This is a genomic window from Enterobacter cloacae complex sp. 6730903 (genome assembly GCF_048283985.1).
GTDB classification, from domain to species: Bacteria; Pseudomonadota; Gammaproteobacteria; order Enterobacterales; family Enterobacteriaceae; genus Enterobacter; species Enterobacter hormaechei_C.
The window spans coordinates 71,783-90,892 of record NZ_JBLVXX010000009.1 but is presented as its reverse complement, the minus strand read 5'-3'; the positions used below and the strand labels follow the sequence as shown (position 1 = coordinate 90,892).

The window sequence follows — 19,110 nt, the reverse complement described above, 5'->3', positions numbered from 1 at the left end:
AGAGTATCCTGACGCTGTTTTTAACACAGTTGTAATATGAGGTTAATCCCTTGAGTGACATGGCGAAAAACCTAATACTCTGGCTGGTCATTGCCGTTGTGCTGATGTCAGTATTCCAGAGCTTTGGGCCCAGCGAGTCGAATGGCCGCAAGGTGGATTATTCTACCTTCCTGCAAGAGGTCAATCAGGACCAGGTTCGCGAAGCGCGTATCAACGGACGTGAGATCAACGTTACCAAGAAAGATAGTAACCGTTACACGACTTACATCCCGGTGAACGATCCTAAGCTGCTTGATAACCTTCTGACCAAAAACGTCAAAGTGGTAGGCGAGCCGCCGGAAGAACCAAGCCTGCTGGCTTCTATCTTCATTTCCTGGTTCCCGATGCTGCTTCTTATCGGCGTCTGGATCTTCTTTATGCGCCAGATGCAGGGCGGTGGTGGCAAAGGTGCCATGTCGTTCGGTAAGAGCAAGGCGCGTATGCTGACGGAAGACCAGATCAAAACCACGTTTGCTGACGTAGCAGGTTGTGACGAAGCAAAAGAAGAGGTGGGTGAACTGGTTGAATACCTGCGCGAGCCGAGCCGTTTCCAGAAACTGGGCGGTAAGATCCCGAAAGGCGTCCTGATGGTCGGCCCTCCGGGTACCGGTAAAACCCTGCTGGCGAAAGCCATCGCGGGTGAAGCGAAGGTGCCGTTCTTTACTATTTCAGGTTCTGACTTCGTTGAAATGTTCGTGGGTGTCGGTGCATCTCGTGTGCGTGACATGTTCGAGCAGGCTAAGAAGGCAGCACCGTGCATCATCTTTATCGATGAAATCGACGCCGTAGGCCGCCAGCGTGGCGCAGGCCTGGGCGGTGGTCACGATGAACGTGAGCAGACCCTGAACCAGATGCTGGTTGAGATGGACGGCTTCGAAGGTAACGAAGGTATCATCGTTATCGCGGCAACTAACCGTCCGGACGTACTTGACCCTGCGCTGCTGCGTCCAGGCCGTTTCGACCGTCAGGTTGTGGTCGGTCTGCCGGATGTTCGCGGTCGTGAACAGATTCTGAAAGTGCATATGCGTCGCGTACCGCTGGCGCCAGATATCGACGCGGCAATCATCGCGCGTGGTACTCCAGGCTTCTCCGGTGCGGATCTGGCTAACCTGGTCAACGAAGCAGCACTGTTTGCCGCTCGCGGTAACAAGCGCGTGGTGTCCATGGTGGAATTCGAGAAAGCGAAAGACAAAATCATGATGGGTGCGGAACGTCGCTCCATGGTGATGACGGAAGCGCAGAAAGAGTCCACGGCATATCACGAAGCGGGCCACGCGATTATCGGTCGTCTGGTGCCGGAACACGATCCCGTACACAAGGTGACGATTATTCCACGCGGTCGTGCGCTGGGTGTGACCTTCTTCCTGCCTGAAGGCGACGCGATCAGCGCCAGCCGTCAGAAGCTGGAAAGCCAGATTTCAACCCTGTACGGCGGTCGTCTGGCCGAAGAGATTATCTACGGTCCGGAACATGTTTCGACCGGTGCGTCCAACGACATTAAAGTGGCGACAAACCTGGCGCGTAACATGGTGACTCAGTGGGGCTTCTCCGACAAACTCGGTCCGCTGCTGTATGCAGAGGAAGAGGGCGAAGTATTCCTGGGCCGCTCCGTGGCAAAAGCGAAACATATGTCCGATGAAACGGCTCGTATCATCGACCAGGAAGTGAAAGCGCTGATCGAACGTAACTACGGTCGCGCCCGTCAGATCCTGAACGACAATATGGACATCCTGCATTCGATGAAAGATGCGCTCATGAAATATGAGACCATCGATGCACCGCAGATTGACGACCTGATGGCGCGCCGCGAAGTGCGTCCGCCGGCAGGCTGGGAAGACCCAGGCGCGTCTAACAATTCTGACAATAATGGCACCCCGCGTGCGCCGCGTCCGGTCGATGAACCGCGTACGCCAAACCCGGGCAACACCATGTCAGAGCAGTTGGGCGACAAGTAAGTCACTGCTGTTGAAGCGTTTGTCTGTATCTCAAACCCTGGAGCTTGCTCCGGGGTTTTTCTTATCTGTTTAACCACATTAATCCCAGGGATTTAACCATGAAACTATTCGCCCAGGACTCGCATCTCGATCTTTCACATCCTCATGTGATGGGGATCCTGAATGTCACGCCTGATTCCTTCTCTGACGGCGGCACGCATAATTCGCTTATCGACGCGGTTAAACACGCGAATTTAATGATCAACGCGGGTGCCACCATCATTGACGTTGGAGGGGAGTCAACGCGGCCTGGCGCGGCGGAGGTTTCGGTGGAAGAAGAGCTGACGCGCGTGGTGCCGGTGGTGGAGGCTATCGCCGGGCGCTTTGAAGTGTGGATCTCCGTTGATACCTCCAAACCCGAAGTGATCCGTGAAGTGGCGAGAGTGGGCGCTCACATTATCAATGATATCCGCTCGCTGACCGAGCCGGGCGCGATTGAAGCCGCCGCAGAAACCGGGCTACCGGTGTGTCTGATGCATATGCAAGGCCAGCCAAAAACAATGCAGGAGGCGCCAAAATATGACGATGTGTTTGCCGACGTCACCCGCTTCTTTATTGAGCATATCGAACGCTGTGAACGTGCGGGTATCGCAAAAGAGAAATTGCTGCTCGACCCGGGCTTCGGTTTCGGTAAAAATCTCTCACACAATTACGCGTTGCTTGCGCGCTTATCAGAGTTTCATCAGTTCGGCCTGCCACTGCTGGTGGGAATGTCGAGAAAATCGATGATTGGTCAGTTGTTGAATGTCGGGCCGAGCGAACGTCTGAGCGGCAGTCTGGCCTGCGCGGTGATTGCCGCGATGCAAGGTGCACACATCATTCGCGTCCATGACGTAAAAGAAACAGTAGAAGCCATGCGTGTGGTGGAAGCCACACTGGCAGCGAAGGAAAACAAACGCTATGAGTAATCGTAAATATTTTGGTACCGATGGCATCCGTGGGCGCGTAGGCGATGCGCCAATTACCCCTGACTTTGTCCTGAAACTGGGCTGGGCAGCGGGTAAGGTGCTGGCGCGTCATGGCTCCCGTAAGATCATTATTGGTAAAGATACCCGTATTTCGGGTTATATGCTGGAATCCGCGCTGGAAGCCGGGCTGGCGGCGGCGGGGCTTTCAGCTTCCTTTACGGGGCCAATGCCGACCCCTGCCGTTGCCTATCTGACCCGCACCTTCCGTGCGGAAGCGGGCATCGTTATTTCCGCTTCCCATAACCCGTTCTATGACAACGGTATCAAATTCTTCTCCATCGACGGCACTAAACTGCCGGATGACGTGGAAGAGGCGATTGAAGCGGAAATGGAAAAAGAGATCACCTGTGTTGACTCCGCTGAGCTGGGTAAAGCAAACCGTATTGTCGATGCCGCAGGCCGCTACATTGAATTCTGCAAAGGCACTTTCCCGAATGAACTGAGCCTGGCACACCTCAAAATTGTGGTGGACTGTGCCAACGGTGCAACTTACCACATTGCACCGAATGTGTTCCGCGAGCTGGGTGCGAAAGTGATCACTATCGGCTGCGAGCCGGACGGCCTGAACATCAACGAAGAAGTTGGCGCGACAGACGTGCGTGCCTTGCAGGCGCGTGTCCTGGCTGAAAAGGCCGATCTGGGTATTGCCCTGGATGGCGATGGCGACCGGGTGATCATGGTTGACCACGAAGGTAACAAGGTCGATGGCGATCAGATCCTCTACATCATTGCGCGTGAAGGCCTGCGTCAGGGGCAGCTGCGCGGTGGCGCGGTCGGTACGCTGATGAGCAATATGGGCCTGGAGCTGGCGCTGAAACAGCTGGGCATCCCGTTTGTTCGTGCGAAAGTGGGTGACCGCTACGTGCTGGAAAAACTCCAGGAGAAAGGCTGGCGTATCGGCGCGGAAAACTCCGGCCACGTGATCCTGCTCGATAAAACCACTACCGGTGACGGCATTGTGGCGGCGCTTCAGGTTGTTGCCGCGATGGCGCGTAACCATATGAGTCTGCACGATCTGTGCAGCGGCATGAAAATGTTCCCGCAGATTCTGGTCAACGTGCGTTTCACCGCGGGTAAAGGCGACCCGCTGGAAAATGATAACGTGAAAGCGGTGATGGCAGAGGTGGAAGCGACTCTTGGCAGCCGTGGGCGCGTCCTGCTGCGTAAGTCGGGTACCGAGCCGCTGATCCGCGTGATGGTGGAAGGCGAAGACGAAGCGCAGGTGACTGAATTTGCGCACCGCATTGCGGATGCAGTCAAAGCTGCATAATCTTTCAGAATAAGTGTTTAAAAAGGCGGCGTTTGCCGCCTTTGTTTTAAGCAATTAATGGCTTTTTGCTGTTTTTTTCCGCAGTTGATACAATGCCTCGAAAATGCCCTTGCGAAGGTGATTCGCTTTGGTTAGTATTCACACCCGCTTCAGTGGGAAACAAAATCCTGCTAATTGGTCGAAGCATTGGTATGCGGCAAATCCGCAAGGAACAGGTTGATTATGTACGAAGCTCTTTTAGTTATTTTCCTTATTGTAGCCATCGCTCTCGTAGCGCTGATTATGCTACAGCAAGGTAAAGGCGCTGATATGGGAGCCTCCTTCGGAGCAGGCGCTTCCGGTACGCTGTTCGGTTCAAGTGGTTCTGCGAACTTCATGACCCGCACCACGGCGATTCTGGCTACGCTGTTCTTCATCATCAGTCTGGTGCTGGGCAATATCAACAGCAACAAGACCAGTAAAGGAAGCGAGTGGGAAAATCTGAGCGCGCCAGCGAAAACTGAGCAAACTCAGCCAGCTGCACCGGCTAAGCCAACCAGCGATATCCCGCAGTAAGTATTCCGTACCGAGGTGGTGGAATTGGTAGACACGCTACCTTGAGGTGGTAGTGCCCTAACGGGCTTGTGGGTTCGAGTCCCATCCTCGGTACCAATATTCCAGAAGAAAGACGTCGCAAGACGTCTTTTTTTTCGTCTGTACATTGTGGTGTCGGGCTAAATGGCGGGTGGCGCTGCGCTTACCCGCCCTACAAATACCAAATAAAAAAGGCGCCCAATGGGCGCCTTTTGCATGTCTCATTGTCGATTATTTCTTATCGCTGTGTTCCAGGTTCTCAACCTGCGGCAGACCGTTACCGGAGTTTGCGGAGAGCAGGCCATTCTCAACATAGTTGAACAGCTTCTCACGGGTATCGGTGATGTCCAGGTTACGCATGGTCAGCTGGCCAATACGATCGTCCGGAGAGAACACTGACTCACCTTTCTCCATGGTCAGACGCTCTGCTTTATAGGTCAGGTTGTCAGACACGGTGTTGAGGATGGAGTAGTCGTTACCGCGACGCAGTTCTAGCGTCACTTCGCCGGTGATTGCGCTTGCCACCCAACGTTGCAGGGCGTCACGCAGCATCAGCGCCTGTGGATCAAACCAGCGACCCTGATACAGCAGTTTACCCAGCTGACGGCCATGAGAGTGATACTGCTCGATGGTGTCTTCGTTGTGAATACCGGTCAGCAGACGCTCGTAAGCGATGTGCAGCAGCGCCATCCCCGGCGCTTCGTAAATACCACGGCTTTTCGCTTCGATGATACGGTTTTCGATCTGATCGCTCATACCCAGCCCGTGACGACCGCCGATGCGGTTTGCTTCCAGCATCAGTTCAACATCGTCGGAGAAGGTTTTACCGTTCAGGGCAACCGGATGACCACGTTCGAAACGCACGGTCACTTCTTCCGCCGGGATCTTCACGTTCTCATCCCAGAACTTCACACCCATGATCGGGTTAACAATTTTTACGCTGGAGTTCAGGAATTCCAGGTCTTTCGCTTCATGCGTCGCACCCAGCATGTTGGAGTCGGTTGAGTAGGCTTTCTCAACGGACATCTTGTAGTCAAAGCCGCAGGCAATCATAAACTCAGACATTTCATGACGGCCACCCAGCTCGTCGATGAAGTCGGTATCCAGCCACGGTTTGTAGATCTGCAACTCGGCGTTGGTCAGCAGGCCATAACGATAGAAACGTTCAATATCGTTGCCTTTATAGGTGCTACCGTCCCCCCAGATGTTCACGCCATCTTCTTTCATGGCGGCAACCAGCATAGTGCCGGTGACGGCACGACCCAGCGGGGTGGTATTGAAATAGGTCAGGCCGCCGGTCGTATTATGGAAAGCACCGCACTGGATTGCGGCAATCCCTTCGGCAACCAGCTGCTTACGGCAGTCGATCAGACGTGCGTTCTCTGCGCCATATTCCATGGCACGACGAGGGATCGCGTCATAATCTTCCTCGTCCGGCTGACCCAGGTTCGCAGTATATGCATAAGGAACCGCTCCCTTCTGGCGCATCCACAGCAGTGCAGCGCTGGTATCCAGGCCGCCAGAAAAAGCGATGCCAATACGTTGTCCTACCGGGAGATGCTTGAGAATCGTCGTCATATAATAAAACCCTGCTTGATTGACTGATTAGAGACCGCTTTCGCTCTCGATGCATGTTTATGCAAAATAAGTGAGTATTCATTTAATCATCTTTTATCGACGACCGAAAGAGACGTGTGCGTTTTTTGTAAAAATTTCCCTTTTATTGCCCTGGCTGAAGTTGGGTTGACAGGTGGGGTCAACTATCAATATACTGAACGCCGATTTTACGTCCCGTCTTCGGTACCAAATCCCAGCATTATTTGCAAATTCTGTCCAAAACGCGTAGAATTTGCCACGTTTCAGGCGCGGGGTGGAGCAGCCTGGTAGCTCGTCGGGCTCATAACCCGAAGGTCGTCGGTTCAAATCCGGCCCCCGCAACCACTTTCCTATAAAGTTCTTTTTCAAATATACTGTGAAGACTTAGAGCCTTCGTAGCTGGATTTGAAAAAATGCTTTCGGAGAGTGCTCCAGGCCACAGTTGTGGCTATAGGGTTCAGTTATCTAAAGCCCCGATTTATCGGGGTTTTTTGTTATCTGACTACAGAATAACTGGGCTTTACGCCCTTTTTTTATGTCTTGGGGGTGGGCTTGTCCACATTAGAGCAAAAATTAACAGAGATGATTACTGCGCCGGTCGAAGCACTGGGCTACGAACTGGTCGGCATCGAATTCGTTCGCGGCCGTACATCCACACTGCGCATCTATATTGATAGTGAAGATGGCATCAATGTTGATGATTGTGCTGATGTCAGCCACCAGGTGAGTGCGGTTCTTGATGTTGAAGATCCGATTACCGTTGCGTACAACCTGGAAGTTTCCTCACCTGGCCTCGATCGTCCGATGTTCACGGCCGAGCACTACGTGCGCTTTACCGGTGAAGAAGTGGCTCTCGTTCTGCGTATGGCCGTACAGAACCGCCGTAAATGGCAGGGAATTATCAAAGCCGTTGATGGTGAAATGATCACGGTGACAGTCGAAGGCAAAGATGAAGTGTTCGCGCTGAGTAATATCCAGAAGGCGAACCTGGTTCCCCACTTTTAACAGTCTGGATTGAGGTGAAAAGCCCGCGATGAACAAAGAAATTTTGGCTGTTGTTGAAGCCGTCTCCAACGAGAAATCACTGCCGCGTGAGAAGATTTTCGAAGCGCTGGAAAGTGCACTGGCTACAGCAACCAAGAAAAAATACGAACAAGAGATCGATGTTCGCGTAGAAATCGATCGTAAAAGCGGTGACTTCGATACATTCCGTCGTTGGGTAATCGTAGAAGAAGTGACCCAACCGACCAAAGAGATCACGCTGGAAGCGGCACGTTTTGAAGACGAAAGTCTGAACGTGGGTGACTACGTTGAAGATCAGATTGAATCTGTTACCTTCGACCGTATCACCACCCAGACCGCGAAGCAGGTTATCGTGCAGAAAGTTCGCGAAGCCGAGCGCGCGCTGGTTGTCGATCAGTTCCGCGATCAGGAAGGCGAAATCATCACTGGTGTGGTGAAGAAAGTGAACCGCGACAACATCTCTCTGGAGATCAAATCCGAAGGGCTGCCGGGTAACGCTGAAGCCGTGATCCTGCGTGAAGACATGCTGCCGCGTGAAAACTTCCGCCCAGGCGACCGTATTCGTGGTGTGCTGTATGCCGTACGTCCTGAAGCGCGTGGTGCACAGCTGTTCGTGACGCGTTCTAAACCAGAAATGCTGGTTGAACTGTTCCGTATCGAAGTGCCGGAAATCGGCGAAGAAGTTATCGAAATCAAAGCGGCGGCCCGCGATCCGGGTTCCCGTGCGAAAATTGCGGTGAAAACCAACGACAAGCGTATCGACCCGGTCGGTGCTTGCGTCGGTATGCGTGGCGCACGTGTTCAGGCGGTTTCTACCGAACTGGGCGGCGAGCGCATTGATATCGTTCTGTGGGACGATAACCCGGCGCAGTTCGTGATCAACGCAATGGCACCGGCTGATGTGGCGTCTATCGTTGTTGACGAAGACAAACACACCATGGATATCGCTGTAGAAGCGGGCAACCTGGCGCAGGCGATTGGCCGTAACGGTCAGAACGTACGTCTGGCGTCACAGCTGAGCGGCTGGGAACTCAACGTGATGACCGTTGATGACCTTCAGGCCAAGCATCAGGCTGAAGCCCACGCGGCGATCGATACCTTCACCAAATACCTGGACATTGACGAAGACTTCGCCACTGTGCTGGTTGAAGAAGGTTTCTCTACGCTGGAAGAACTGGCCTACGTGCCAATGAAAGAGCTGCTGGAAATTGACGGTCTGGATGAACCAACCGTTGAAGCCCTGCGTGAACGCGCTAAAAACGCACTGACCACCCTGGCGCTGGCTCAGGAAGAAAGCCTTGGCGATAAGAAGCCGGCTGATGACCTGCTGAATCTGGAAGGTCTTGATCGTGCGATTGCGTTCAAGCTGGCTGCCCGTGGTGTTTGTACGCTGGAAGATCTCGCTGAGCAAGGCGTTGATGACCTGGCCGATATCGAAGGTTTAACCGACGAGAAAGCCGGCGAACTCATCATGGCCGCACGTAATATTTGCTGGTTCGGCGACGAAGCGTAATAAACTGTAGCAGGAAGGAACAGCATGACTGATGTAACTGTAAAATCGCTGGCTGCTGAGATTCAGACCTCCGTGGACCGCCTGGTACAGCAATTTGCTGATGCAGGGATCCCGAAGTCCGCTGATGACTCGGTGACCGCGCAAGAAAAACAAACCTTGTTAGCGCACCTGAACCGTGAACACGGCTCTACGCCTGACAAGTTAACGCTACAGCGTAAAACGCGTAGCACGTTGAACATCCCTGGTACCGGTGGCAAAAGCAAGTCGGTACAAATTGAAGTCCGCAAGACGCGCACCTTTGTAAAACGTGATCCGCAAGAGGCAGAACGCCTTGCCGCGGAAGAGCAGGCACAGCGTGAAGCGGAAGAACAAGCTCAGCGTGAGGCAGAAGCCACTGCCAAACGTGAAGCAGAATTAAAAGCTGAACGTGAGGCCGCAGAAAAAGCGAAACGCGACGCCGGTGAAAAAGCGAAGCGTGACGCTGCGGAAAAAGACAAAGTGAGCAATCAACAGACCGACGAAATGACCAAAACTGCCCAGGCTGAAAAAGCCCGCCGTGAAAATGAAGCTGCCGAGCTGAAGCGTAAAGCGGAAGAAGAAGCCCGCCGCAAGCTTGAAGAAGAAGCTCGCCGCGTCGCCGAAGAAGCGCGTCGCATGGCAGAAGAAAACGAGAAGAACGGTGTGAATACCGCTGAACCAACTGAAGATACCAGCGATTATCACGTCACCACGTCTCAGCATGCGCGTCAGGCAGAAGACGACAACGACCGCGAAGTTGAAGGTGGTCGTGGCCGTACTCGCAGTGCAAAAGCTGCGCGTCCTGCGAAAAAAGGTAACAAACACGCTGAATCAAAAGCTGACCGTGAAGAAGCGCGTGCAGCGGTTCGCGGCGGTAAAGGCGGCAAGCGTAAAGGTTCCGCTCTCCAGCAGGGCTTCCAGAAGCCTGCTCAGGCCGTTAACCGTGACGTTGTGATCGGCGAAACCATCACCGTTGGCGAACTGGCTAACAAGATGGCGGTGAAAGGCTCTCAGGTCATCAAAGCGATGATGAAACTGGGCGCAATGGCCACCATCAACCAGGTCATCGACCAGGAAACCGCACAGCTGGTTGCCGAAGAGATGGGCCACAAAGTTATCCTGCGTCGTGAAAACGAGCTGGAAGAAGCAGTAATGAGCGACCGTGATACGGGCGCAGCGGCTGAACCGCGCGCACCGGTCGTGACCATCATGGGTCACGTTGACCACGGTAAAACCTCTCTGCTTGACTACATTCGTTCTACTAAGGTTGCCTCCGGCGAAGCGGGTGGTATTACCCAGCACATCGGTGCTTACCACGTAGAAACCGAAAACGGCATGATCACCTTCCTGGATACCCCAGGCCACGCAGCGTTTACCTCAATGCGTGCTCGTGGTGCTCAGGCAACGGATATCGTTGTTCTGGTTGTTGCTGCCGACGATGGCGTGATGCCACAGACCATTGAAGCTATCCAGCACGCGAAAGCGGCGCAGGTGCCTCTGGTTGTCGCAGTTAACAAAATCGATAAGCCAGAAGCCGATATGGATCGCGTGAAGAACGAACTGTCCCAGTACGGCGTTATGCCGGAAGAGTGGGGCGGTGAAGCGCAGTTCATCCCTGTATCAGCAAAAGCAGGTACCGGTATCGACGACCTGCTGAACGCTATCCTGCTTCAGGCTGAAGTTCTGGAGCTGAAAGCGGTTCGTAAAGGTATGGCGAGCGGCGCGGTAATCGAATCCTTCCTGGATAAAGGTCGTGGTCCGGTTGCAACCGTTCTGGTTCGCGAAGGTACTCTGCACAAGGGCGACATCGTTCTGTGTGGTTTCGAATACGGTCGCGTTCGTGCGATGCGTAACGAACTGGGTCAGGAAGTGCTGGAAGCGGGTCCGTCCATTCCAGTGGAAATCCTCGGCCTGTCCGGTGTTCCGGCTGCCGGTGACGAAGTCACCGTGGTACGTGACGAGAAGAAAGCGCGTGAAGTCGCTCTGTATCGTCAGGGTAAATTCCGTGAAGTGAAGCTGGCTCGTCAGCAGAAATCTAAACTCGAGAACATGTTCGCCAACATGACCGAAGGCGAAGTTCACGAAGTGAACATCGTTCTGAAAGCGGACGTTCAGGGTTCTGTGGAAGCGATCTCCGACTCCTTGCTGAAACTGTCTACCGACGAAGTGAAAGTGAAGATCATCGGTTCTGGCGTAGGTGGTATCACCGAAACCGACGCAACCCTGGCAGCAGCGTCCAACGCGATCCTGGTTGGCTTCAACGTTCGTGCTGACGCATCTGCGCGTAAAGTGATTGATGCTGAAAGCCTGGATCTGCGTTACTACTCCGTCATCTATAACCTGATTGACGAAGTGAAAGCAGCGATGAGCGGCATGCTGTCTCCTGAGCTGAAACAGCAGATCATCGGTCTGGCTGAAGTACGTGACGTGTTCAAATCACCGAAATTCGGTGCGATCGCGGGCTGTATGGTTACCGAAGGGACCATCAAGCGTCACAACCCAATCCGCGTACTGCGTGACAACGTGGTTATCTACGAAGGCGAGCTGGAATCCCTGCGCCGCTTCAAAGATGACGTTAACGAAGTCCGTAACGGTATGGAATGTGGTATCGGCGTGAAGAACTACAACGACGTTCGCGTTGGCGATATGATCGAAGTGTTCGAGATCATCGAAATTCAGCGTACCATCGCGTAATCTTCGTCAACTGAAGATTAATTAGCGTAGGCCGGGTAAGCGAAGCGCCACCCGGCAGTAATTTTAAAAAGGGGCTTAAGCCCCTTTTTTGTCTGGAGAATTTATTATGGCGAAAGAATTTGGTCGCCCACAGCGCGTCGCGCAGGAGATGCAGAAAGAGATCGCTCTCATTCTGCAACGTGAAATCAAAGATCCACGCGTGGGTATGATGACCACCGTGTCTGGCGTGGAAATGTCTCGCGACCTGGCGTACGCCAAAGTGTTTGTAACTTTCCTGAATGACCAGGATGAAGACGCCGTGAAGAACGGCATTAAAGCGTTGCAGGAAGCCTCGGGTTTCATCCGCTCTCTGCTTGGCAAAGCGATGCGCCTGCGTATCGTGCCAGAGCTGACCTTCTTCTACGACAACTCGCTGGTTGAAGGTATGCGTATGTCCAACCTGGTGACCAGCGTGGTGAAACATGACGATGAGCGTCGTGTTAACCCGGCGGACGACAGCAAGGAGGACTGATGAGTCGTCCTCGTCGTCGCGGTCGTGACGTGCATGGCGTGCTGTTGCTGGATAAACCACAGGGCGCATCCAGCAACGACGTGCTGCAAAAAGTGAAGCGTATTTATAACGCCAACCGTGCAGGGCACACTGGCGCGCTGGATCCGCTGGCAACCGGCATGCTGCCGATCTGCCTGGGGGAAGCCACAAAGTTTTCCCAGTACCTGCTGGATTCCGATAAACGCTACCGCGTGATTGCCAAACTGGGCCAGCGCACGGATACCTCCGATGCAGATGGCCAGGTGGTGGAAGAGCGCCCGGTGACCTTCAGCGCAGAGCAACTTGATGCGGCGCTGGACAGCTTCCGTGGTGATACGCTACAGGTGCCGTCGATGTATTCGGCGCTGAAATATCAGGGCAAGAAGCTTTACGAATATGCGCGTCAGGGCATTGAGGTTCCGCGCGAAGCTCGTCCGATTACTGTGTATGAGCTGCTGTTTATTCGTCACGAAGGTGATGAGCTGGAGCTGGAAGTGCACTGTTCGAAAGGGACCTATATCCGCACCATTATTGATGACCTCGGTGAAAAGCTGGGCTGCGGCGCGCATGTGATTTATCTGCGTCGTCTGGCGGTCAGCAAATATCCGGTCGAACGCATGGTGACGCTTGAGCATCTGCACGCCCTGGTTGAACAGGCGCAAGCGCAGGGCGTTGCGCCGGCCGATCTGCTGGACCCGCTGCTGATGCCAATGGACAGTCCGGCAGTGGACTTCCCGGTTGTTAATCTTCCTTTAACATCGTCCGTTTACTTTAAGAACGGAAACCCGGTTCGCACAACGGGAGCTCCCCTTGAGGGCCTGGTACGCGTGACGGAAGGTGACGAAGGCAAATTCATCGGTATGGGCGAAATGGACGGCGAAGGGCGTGTGGCGCCGCGTCGTCTGGTCGTCGACTATCCGGTCGAAGCGTGACGGTGATAACGCCTCACCTTGCGATAAGCAGGGGAGACGAGTAGAATATCGCCGCTTAACGCCTGGTAAATTGTTTAACAATCTGCGGGGCGTACATGGGATAGCTGAATTAGAGATCGGCATCCTTACATTCTTTATACTTTGGAGTTTGAAAATGTCTCTAAGCGTTGAAGCTAAAGCTAAAATCGTTTCTGAGTTTGGTCGTGGTACTAACGACAGCGGTTCTACCGAAGTTCAGGTTGCACTGCTGACTGCACAGATTAACCACCTGCAAGGTCACTTTGCAGAGCACAAAAAAGATCACCACAGCCGTCGTGGTCTGCTGCGTATGGTTTCTCAGCGTCGTAAACTGCTCGACTACCTGAAGCGTAAAGATGTTGCACGCTACACCGCGCTGATCGAGCGTCTGGGTCTGCGTCGCTAATTCTTGCGAGTTTCAGAAAAGGGGGCCTGATGGCCCCTTTTTTCAACCAGACGGCAGCAATTCAATGGAAACTATTGTATTGTTGCTATAAATGATCTTCATTGCAGAGGTTCGCGCGGCTAATGAGAGGCTTCACCCATGGGGGTGTCGGTTGTCATTAGTCGCGAGGATGCGAAGAAGGTCGGGTTAAATCGTCAGCACACCGGTGGTGTGCTTTCAAACATTTAAGAAAGGACAGAATTTTGCTGAATCCGATCGTTCGTAAATTCCAGTATGGTCAGCATACCGTCACGCTGGAAACCGGCATGATGGCGCGTCAGGCTACTGCTGCCGTTATGGTAAGCATGGATGACACTGCTGTATTCGTTACCGTAGTTGGCCAGAAAAAAGCTAAACCAGGTCAGGACTTCTTCCCGCTGACCGTTAACTACCAGGAGCGTACCTACGCTGCCGGTAAAATCCCGGGTGGCTTCTTCCGTCGTGAAGGCCGTCCAAGCGAAGGCGAAACCCTGATCGCGCGTCTGATTGACCGCCCGGTTCGTCCGCTGTTCCCGGAAGGCTTCGTGAACGAAGTGCAGGTTATCGCAACCGTTGTTTCCGTTAACCCGCAGGTTAACCCGGACATCGTCGCGATGATCGGTGCGTCTGCTGCCCTGTCACTGTCTGGTATTCCATTCAATGGCCCAATCGGTGCTGCGCGCGTCGGTTACATCAACGATCAGTACGTGCTGAACCCAACTCAGGAAGAGCTGAAAGAGAGTAAGCTGGACCTGGTTGTCGCTGGTACTGAAGCCGCGGTGCTGATGGTTGAATCCGAAGCTGAACTGCTGAGCGAAGACCAGATGCTGGGCGCTGTGGTATTTGGCCACGACCAGCAGCAGGTTGTTATCCAGAACATCAACGATCTGGTGAAAGAAGCCGGTAAACCACGTTGGGACTGGCAGCCAGAAGCGGCCAACGACGCGCTGAACGCACGCGTTGCTGCACTGGCAGAATCTCGTCTGAGCGACGCATACCGCATCACCGACAAACAGGAGCGCTATGCTCAGGTTGATGTGATCAAATCTGAAGTGACCGCGACCCTGGTTGCCGAAGACGAAACGCTGGACGCTAACGAAATTGGCGAAATCCTGCACGCCATCGAGAAAAACGTTGTTCGTAGCCGCGTACTGGCAGGCGAGCCGCGTATCGATGGCCGTGAAAAAGACATGATCCGTGGTCTGGACGTGCGTACTGGCGTACTGCCACGTACTCACGGTTCTGCGCTGTTCACTCGTGGTGAAACGCAGGCGCTGGTAACCGCGACCCTGGGTACTGCACGTGACGCACAGATCATCGACGAACTGATGGGCGAGCGCACTGACAGCTTCCTGTTCCACTACAACTTCCCTCCGTACTCTGTGGGCGAAACCGGTATGGTTGGCTCACCGAAGCGTCGTGAAATTGGTCACGGTCGTCTGGCGAAGCGCGGCGTGCTGGCAGTGATGCCAGAAGCAGACAAATTCCCGTACACCGTACGTGTGGTGTCTGAAATCACCGAATCCAACGGTTCTTCTTCCATGGCTTCCGTGTGTGGTGCTTCTCTGGCGCTGATGGATGCAGGCGTGCCAATTAAAGCCGCCGTTGCGGGTATCGCAATGGGTCTGGTGAAAGAAGGCGACAACTACGTTGTTCTGTCTGACATTCTGGGTGACGAAGACCACCTGGGCGATATGGACTTCAAAGTGGCGGGTTCCCGCGACGGTATCTCTGCCTTGCAGATGGATATCAAAATTGAAGGCATCACCAAAGAGATCATGCAGGTTGCTCTGAACCAGGCTAAAGGTGCGCGTCTGCACATCCTGGGCGTAATGGAACAGGCTATCAACGCGCCACGCGGTGATATCTCTGAATTCGCTCCGCGTATTCACACCATCAAGATCAATCCAGACAAGATCAAAGATGTTATCGGTAAGGGCGGTTCTGTTATCCGTGCACTGACCGAAGAAACGGGCACCACCATCGAAATCGAAGATGACGGTACTGTGAAGATCGCAGCAACCGACGGCGAGAAAGCGAAATACGCTATCCGTCGTATCGAAGAGATCACGGCAGAAATCGAAGTGGGCCGTATCTACAATGGTAAAGTGACCCGTATCGTTGACTTTGGCGCATTCGTTGCCATCGGTGGCGGTAAAGAAGGTCTGGTACACATCTCTCAGATCGCTGACAAGCGCGTTGAGAAAGTGACCGATTACCTGCAAATGGGTCAGGAAGTACCGGTGAAAGTTCTGGAAGTTGACCGCCAGGGCCGTATCCGTCTGAGCATTAAAGAAGCAACCGAGCAGTCTCAGCCTGCTGCGGCGCCGGAAGCTCCGGCTGCTGAACAGCAAGGCGAGTAAGGTTGCCATTTGCCCTCCGCGCAGGCGGAGGGCTTATTATCAGGCAGGACGCCTTGTTAAGCCGCCGGGGGACAGGACGTTCATCCAATAGTTGTCTTCGGGAGTGGGAAATGAAGCCTTTTTTGCGCTGGTGTTTCGTTGCGACAGCTTTAACGCTGGCAGGATGCAGCAACTCTGCCTGGCGTAAGAGCGAAGTCCTCGCAGTGCCATTGCAACCGACTTTGCAGCAGGAAGTCATTCTGGCACGCATGGAACAAATACTTGCCAGTCGGGCTTTAACCGATGACGAACGCGCACAGCTTTTATATGAGCGCGGAGTGTTGTATGATAGTCTCGGTCTGAGGGCACTGGCGCGAAATGATTTTTCACAAGCGCTGGCGATTCGACCTGATATGCCTGAAGTATTCAATTACTTAGGCATTTATTTAACGCAGGCAGGCAATTTTGATGCTGCCTATGAAGCGTTTGATTCTGTACTTGAGCTTGATCCAACTTACAACTACGCGCACTTGAATCGCGGTATCGCATTGTATTACGGCGGTCGTGATAAGTTAGCGCAAGATGATCTGCTGGCGTTTTATCAAGACGATCCTAATGATCCTTTCCGCAGCCTGTGGCTTTACATCGTTGAGCAGAAGCTCGATGAGAAGCAGGCCAAAGAAGCACTGAAACAGCGCTTCGAGAAATCGGACAAGGAACAGTGGGGATGGAACATTGTCGAGTTCTACCTGGGCAACATTAGCGAAGCAACGCTGATGGAACGCCTCAAGGCGGACGCAACGGATAACACCTCGCTCGCTGAGCATCTCAGTGAAACCAACTTCTATTTAGGTAAGTACTACCTAAGTCTGGGGGATATGGACAGCGCTACGGCACTGTTCAAATTAGCGGTTGCTAACAACGTACATAACTTCGTTGAGCACCGTTATGCATTGTTGGAATTATCGCTCTTGGGCCAGGAGCAAGACGACCTGGCAGAATCGGACCAGCAATAGCTGACGACATAAACATCAGCCCGTAATCTTTTGATTGCCATCACCTTCACTGGTGAGGGCGTTGTTGTTCGTCAATACACCTAATTTGAGCCGGTTCACACTTTTCAATGAAAATTGCTAATCATTTTCACGATGAGCTAAGTAGACTGGCCGCCATTAATATCGAGGCACTTGTACTACATGGCTGAATTCGAAACCACTTTTGCAGATCTGGGCCTGAAGGCTCCTATCCTTGAAGCCCTTAACGATCTGGGTTACGAAAAACCATCTCCGATCCAGGCTGAGTGTATCCCACACCTGCTTTCTGGTCGTGACGTGCTGGGCATGGCCCAGACTGGTAGCGGTAAAACCGCAGCATTCTCGCTGCCGCTGCTGAACAACATTGATCCGGACCTGCGCGCGCCGCAGATCCTCGTCCTGGCTCCAACCCGTGAACTGGCTGTTCAGGTTGCTGAAGCTATGACGGAATTCTCTAAACATATGCGCGGCGTAAACGTGGTAGCCCTGTACGGCGGCCAGCGTTATGACGTGCAGTTACGCGCCCTGCGCCAGGGTCCACAGATTGTTGTCGGTACGCCGGGCCGTCTGCTGGATCACCTGAAGCGCGGTACCCTGGACCTCTCTAAACTGAGCGGCCTGGTACTGGACGAAGCCGATGAAATGCTGCGTATGGGCTTCATCGAAGACGTAGAAACCATCATGGCGCAGATCCCGGAAGGTCATCAGACCGCTCTGTTCTCTGCAACTATGCCAGAAGCGATCCGTCGCATTACCCGCCGCTTCATGAAAGAGCCGCAGGAAGTGCGCATTCAGTCCAGCGTGACCACTCGCCCGGACATCAGCCAGAGCTACTGGTCTGTATACGGCATGCGCAAAAACGAAGCGCTGGTGCGTTTCCTGGAAGCGGAAGATTTTGATGCGGCGATTATCTTCGTTCGTACCAAAAACGCGACCCTGGAAGTGGCTGAAGCCCTGGAGCGTAGCGGCTACAACAGCGCAGCGCTGAACGGCGACATGAACCAGGCCCTGCGTGAGCAGACTCTGGAGCGTCTGAAAGACGGTCGTCTGGACATCCTGATTGCAACCGACGTGGCAGCACGTGGCCTGGACGTTGAGCGTATCAGCCTGGTTGTTAACTACGACATCCCGATGGACTCCGAGTCTTACGTTCACCGTATCGGCCGTACCGGTCGTGCGGGTCGCGCGGGTCGTGCGCTGCTGTTCGTTGAGAACCGCGAGCGTCGTCTGCTGCGTAACATTGAACGCACCATGAAGCTGACCATTCCAGAAGCCGAGCTGCCAAACGCAGAACTGCTGGGCAAACGCCGTCTGGAAAAATTCGCCGCGAAAGTACAGCAGCAGCTGGAAAGCAGCGATCTGGATCAGTACCGTGCGCTGCTGTCCCAGATCCAGCCTGTTGCTGAAGGCGAAGAGCTGGACATGGAAACCCTGGCCGCAGCACTGCTGAAAATGGCGCAGGGCGAACGTAGCCTGATCGTGCCACCTGATGCGCCGATGCGTCCTAAGCGTGAGTTCCGTGACCGTGACGATCGTTTCGAACGTCGTGGCGACCGTAACGACCGTGGTCCACGCGGTGACCGTCCAGAGCGTGGTGGTGAAGACCGTCCACGTCGCGAGCGTCGTGACGCTGGCGAAATGGAACTGTATCGCATTGAAGTGGGCCGTGATGATGGTGTTGAAGTTCGTCACATCGTTGGCGCGATCGCTAACGAAGGCGACATCAGCAGCCGTTACATTGGTAACATCAAGCTGTTCGGTTCCCACTCCACCATCGAGCTGCCAAAAGGCATGCCGGGCGAAGTACTGCAACACTTTACTCGCACTCGCATCCTGAATAAGCCGATGAACATGCAGCTGCTGGGCGATGCACAGCCACGTCCTGACCGTGGCGGCGAACGTCGTGGCGGTGGTCGCGGTTTCGGTGGCGAGCGTCGTGAAGGCGGTCGCAGCGAAGGTCGCGGTGGTGAAGGCCGTCGTTTCTCCGGCGAGCGCCGCGAAAACCGTGGTCCACGCCGTGAAGAAGGCGCCAGCCGTCGTCGTTTCGGTGACGCGTAAGCCTTTCGCTTCTGACGTAAAGTAAAATATACAGCCCCGATAGTTGCTATCGGGGCTTTTTTTATTCCTTTTGTACTCTTGTACT

15 protein-coding genes and 2 tRNA genes are annotated in these 19,110 nt (G+C 53.9%); 16 read left to right on the top strand and 1 reads right to left on the bottom strand.

From position 1 onward, the window contains the following. Nucleotides 1–59: 59 nt before the first annotated feature. The 5 genes from ftsH to ACNQ0W_RS06895 all read left to right on the top strand — a co-directional run bounded on the left by ftsH (nt 60) and on the right by ACNQ0W_RS06895 (nt 4,922). A complete protein-coding gene (ftsH, locus tag ACNQ0W_RS06915) occupies nt 60–1,994 on the top strand; it encodes an ATP-dependent zinc metalloprotease FtsH (RefSeq protein WP_013098921.1) in 1,935 nt (644 codons plus the stop codon). Between the two features lie 98 nt (nt 1,995–2,092). Beyond that, nucleotides 2,093–2,941, top strand: coding sequence for a dihydropteroate synthase (gene folP / locus ACNQ0W_RS06910; RefSeq protein ID WP_062933418.1), 849 nt, complete (start codon nt 2,093–2,095; stop codon nt 2,939–2,941). Next, entirely contained in the window at nt 2,934–4,271 is a 1,338-nt protein-coding gene (gene glmM, locus ACNQ0W_RS06905; protein WP_003861804.1) for a phosphoglucosamine mutase, read from the top strand. The genes folP and glmM overlap by 8 nt, the downstream gene beginning before the upstream one ends. A 222-nt stretch (nt 4,272–4,493) precedes the next feature. Continuing rightward, nucleotides 4,494–4,826 carry a preprotein translocase subunit SecG gene (secG, locus tag ACNQ0W_RS06900; RefSeq protein WP_003861803.1) on the top strand — a complete coding sequence of 111 codons (333 nt, stop codon included), beginning with the start codon at nt 4,494–4,496 and terminating at the stop codon, nt 4,824–4,826. A gap of 9 nt (nt 4,827–4,835) precedes the next feature. After that, a tRNA-Leu gene (locus tag ACNQ0W_RS06895) sits at nt 4,836–4,922 on the top strand. A gap of 153 nt (nt 4,923–5,075) precedes the next feature. On the opposite strand, the gene argG is transcribed toward ACNQ0W_RS06895, so the two are convergent. Beyond that, nucleotides 5,076–6,422 carry an argininosuccinate synthase gene (gene argG, locus ACNQ0W_RS06890; RefSeq protein WP_006812118.1) on the bottom strand — a complete coding sequence of 449 codons (1,347 nt, stop codon included), beginning with the start codon at nt 6,420–6,422 and terminating at the stop codon, nt 5,076–5,078. A 286-nt stretch (nt 6,423–6,708) separates the two neighbouring features. Here argG and ACNQ0W_RS06885 point away from each other — a divergent pair. The 11 genes from ACNQ0W_RS06885 to ACNQ0W_RS06835 all read left to right on the top strand — a co-directional run bounded on the left by ACNQ0W_RS06885 (nt 6,709) and on the right by ACNQ0W_RS06835 (nt 19,025). Next, nucleotides 6,709–6,785, top strand: a tRNA-Met gene (locus tag ACNQ0W_RS06885). Between the two features lie 207 nt (nt 6,786–6,992). Then, nucleotides 6,993–7,445, top strand: a complete 453-nt coding sequence (gene rimP, locus ACNQ0W_RS06880) for a ribosome maturation factor RimP (RefSeq protein ID WP_014833432.1) — start codon at nt 6,993–6,995, stop codon at nt 7,443–7,445. Between the two features lie 28 nt (nt 7,446–7,473). After that, on the top strand, nt 7,474–8,976 hold the full coding sequence (gene nusA, locus ACNQ0W_RS06875; RefSeq protein WP_003861798.1) for a transcription termination factor NusA: 1,503 nt from the start codon (nt 7,474–7,476) through the stop codon (nt 8,974–8,976). Between the two features lie 24 nt (nt 8,977–9,000). After that, a complete protein-coding gene (gene infB, locus ACNQ0W_RS06870; protein ID WP_006812117.1) occupies nt 9,001–11,688 on the top strand; it encodes a translation initiation factor IF-2 in 2,688 nt (895 codons plus the stop codon). 106 nt (nt 11,689–11,794) lie between these two features. Beyond that, nucleotides 11,795–12,199, top strand: a complete 405-nt coding sequence (gene rbfA / locus ACNQ0W_RS06865) for a 30S ribosome-binding factor RbfA (RefSeq protein ID WP_003861793.1) — start codon at nt 11,795–11,797, stop codon at nt 12,197–12,199. Next, nucleotides 12,199–13,149, top strand: a complete 951-nt coding sequence (truB, locus tag ACNQ0W_RS06860; RefSeq protein ID WP_062933417.1) for a tRNA pseudouridine(55) synthase TruB — start codon at nt 12,199–12,201, stop codon at nt 13,147–13,149. Before rbfA ends, truB begins: the two co-directional genes overlap by 1 nt. Before the next feature lie 154 nt (nt 13,150–13,303). Continuing rightward, nucleotides 13,304–13,573, top strand: coding sequence for a 30S ribosomal protein S15 (gene rpsO / locus ACNQ0W_RS06855; RefSeq protein WP_003861789.1), 270 nt, complete (start codon nt 13,304–13,306; stop codon nt 13,571–13,573). A 242-nt stretch (nt 13,574–13,815) separates the two neighbouring features. Then, the gene (gene pnp, locus ACNQ0W_RS06850) at nt 13,816–15,954 is read left to right on the top strand and encodes a polyribonucleotide nucleotidyltransferase (protein ID WP_003861786.1); all 2,139 of its coding nucleotides are present in this window, start codon (nt 13,816–13,818) and stop codon (nt 15,952–15,954) included. Nucleotides 15,955–16,064: 110 nt separating this feature from the next. Next, nucleotides 16,065–16,949, top strand: coding sequence for a lipoprotein NlpI (gene nlpI / locus ACNQ0W_RS06845; RefSeq protein ID WP_003861782.1), 885 nt, complete (start codon nt 16,065–16,067; stop codon nt 16,947–16,949). Nucleotides 16,950–17,056: 107 nt separating this feature from the next. Continuing rightward, entirely contained in the window at nt 17,057–17,137 is an 81-nt protein-coding gene (yrbN, locus tag ACNQ0W_RS06840; protein WP_097397692.1) for a protein YrbN, read from the top strand. Then, on the top strand, nt 17,130–19,025 hold the full coding sequence (locus ACNQ0W_RS06835) for a DEAD/DEAH family ATP-dependent RNA helicase (protein ID WP_003861780.1): 1,896 nt from the start codon (nt 17,130–17,132) through the stop codon (nt 19,023–19,025). The genes yrbN and ACNQ0W_RS06835 overlap by 8 nt, the downstream gene beginning before the upstream one ends. The last annotated feature ends 85 nt before the right edge of the window (nt 19,026–19,110 follow it).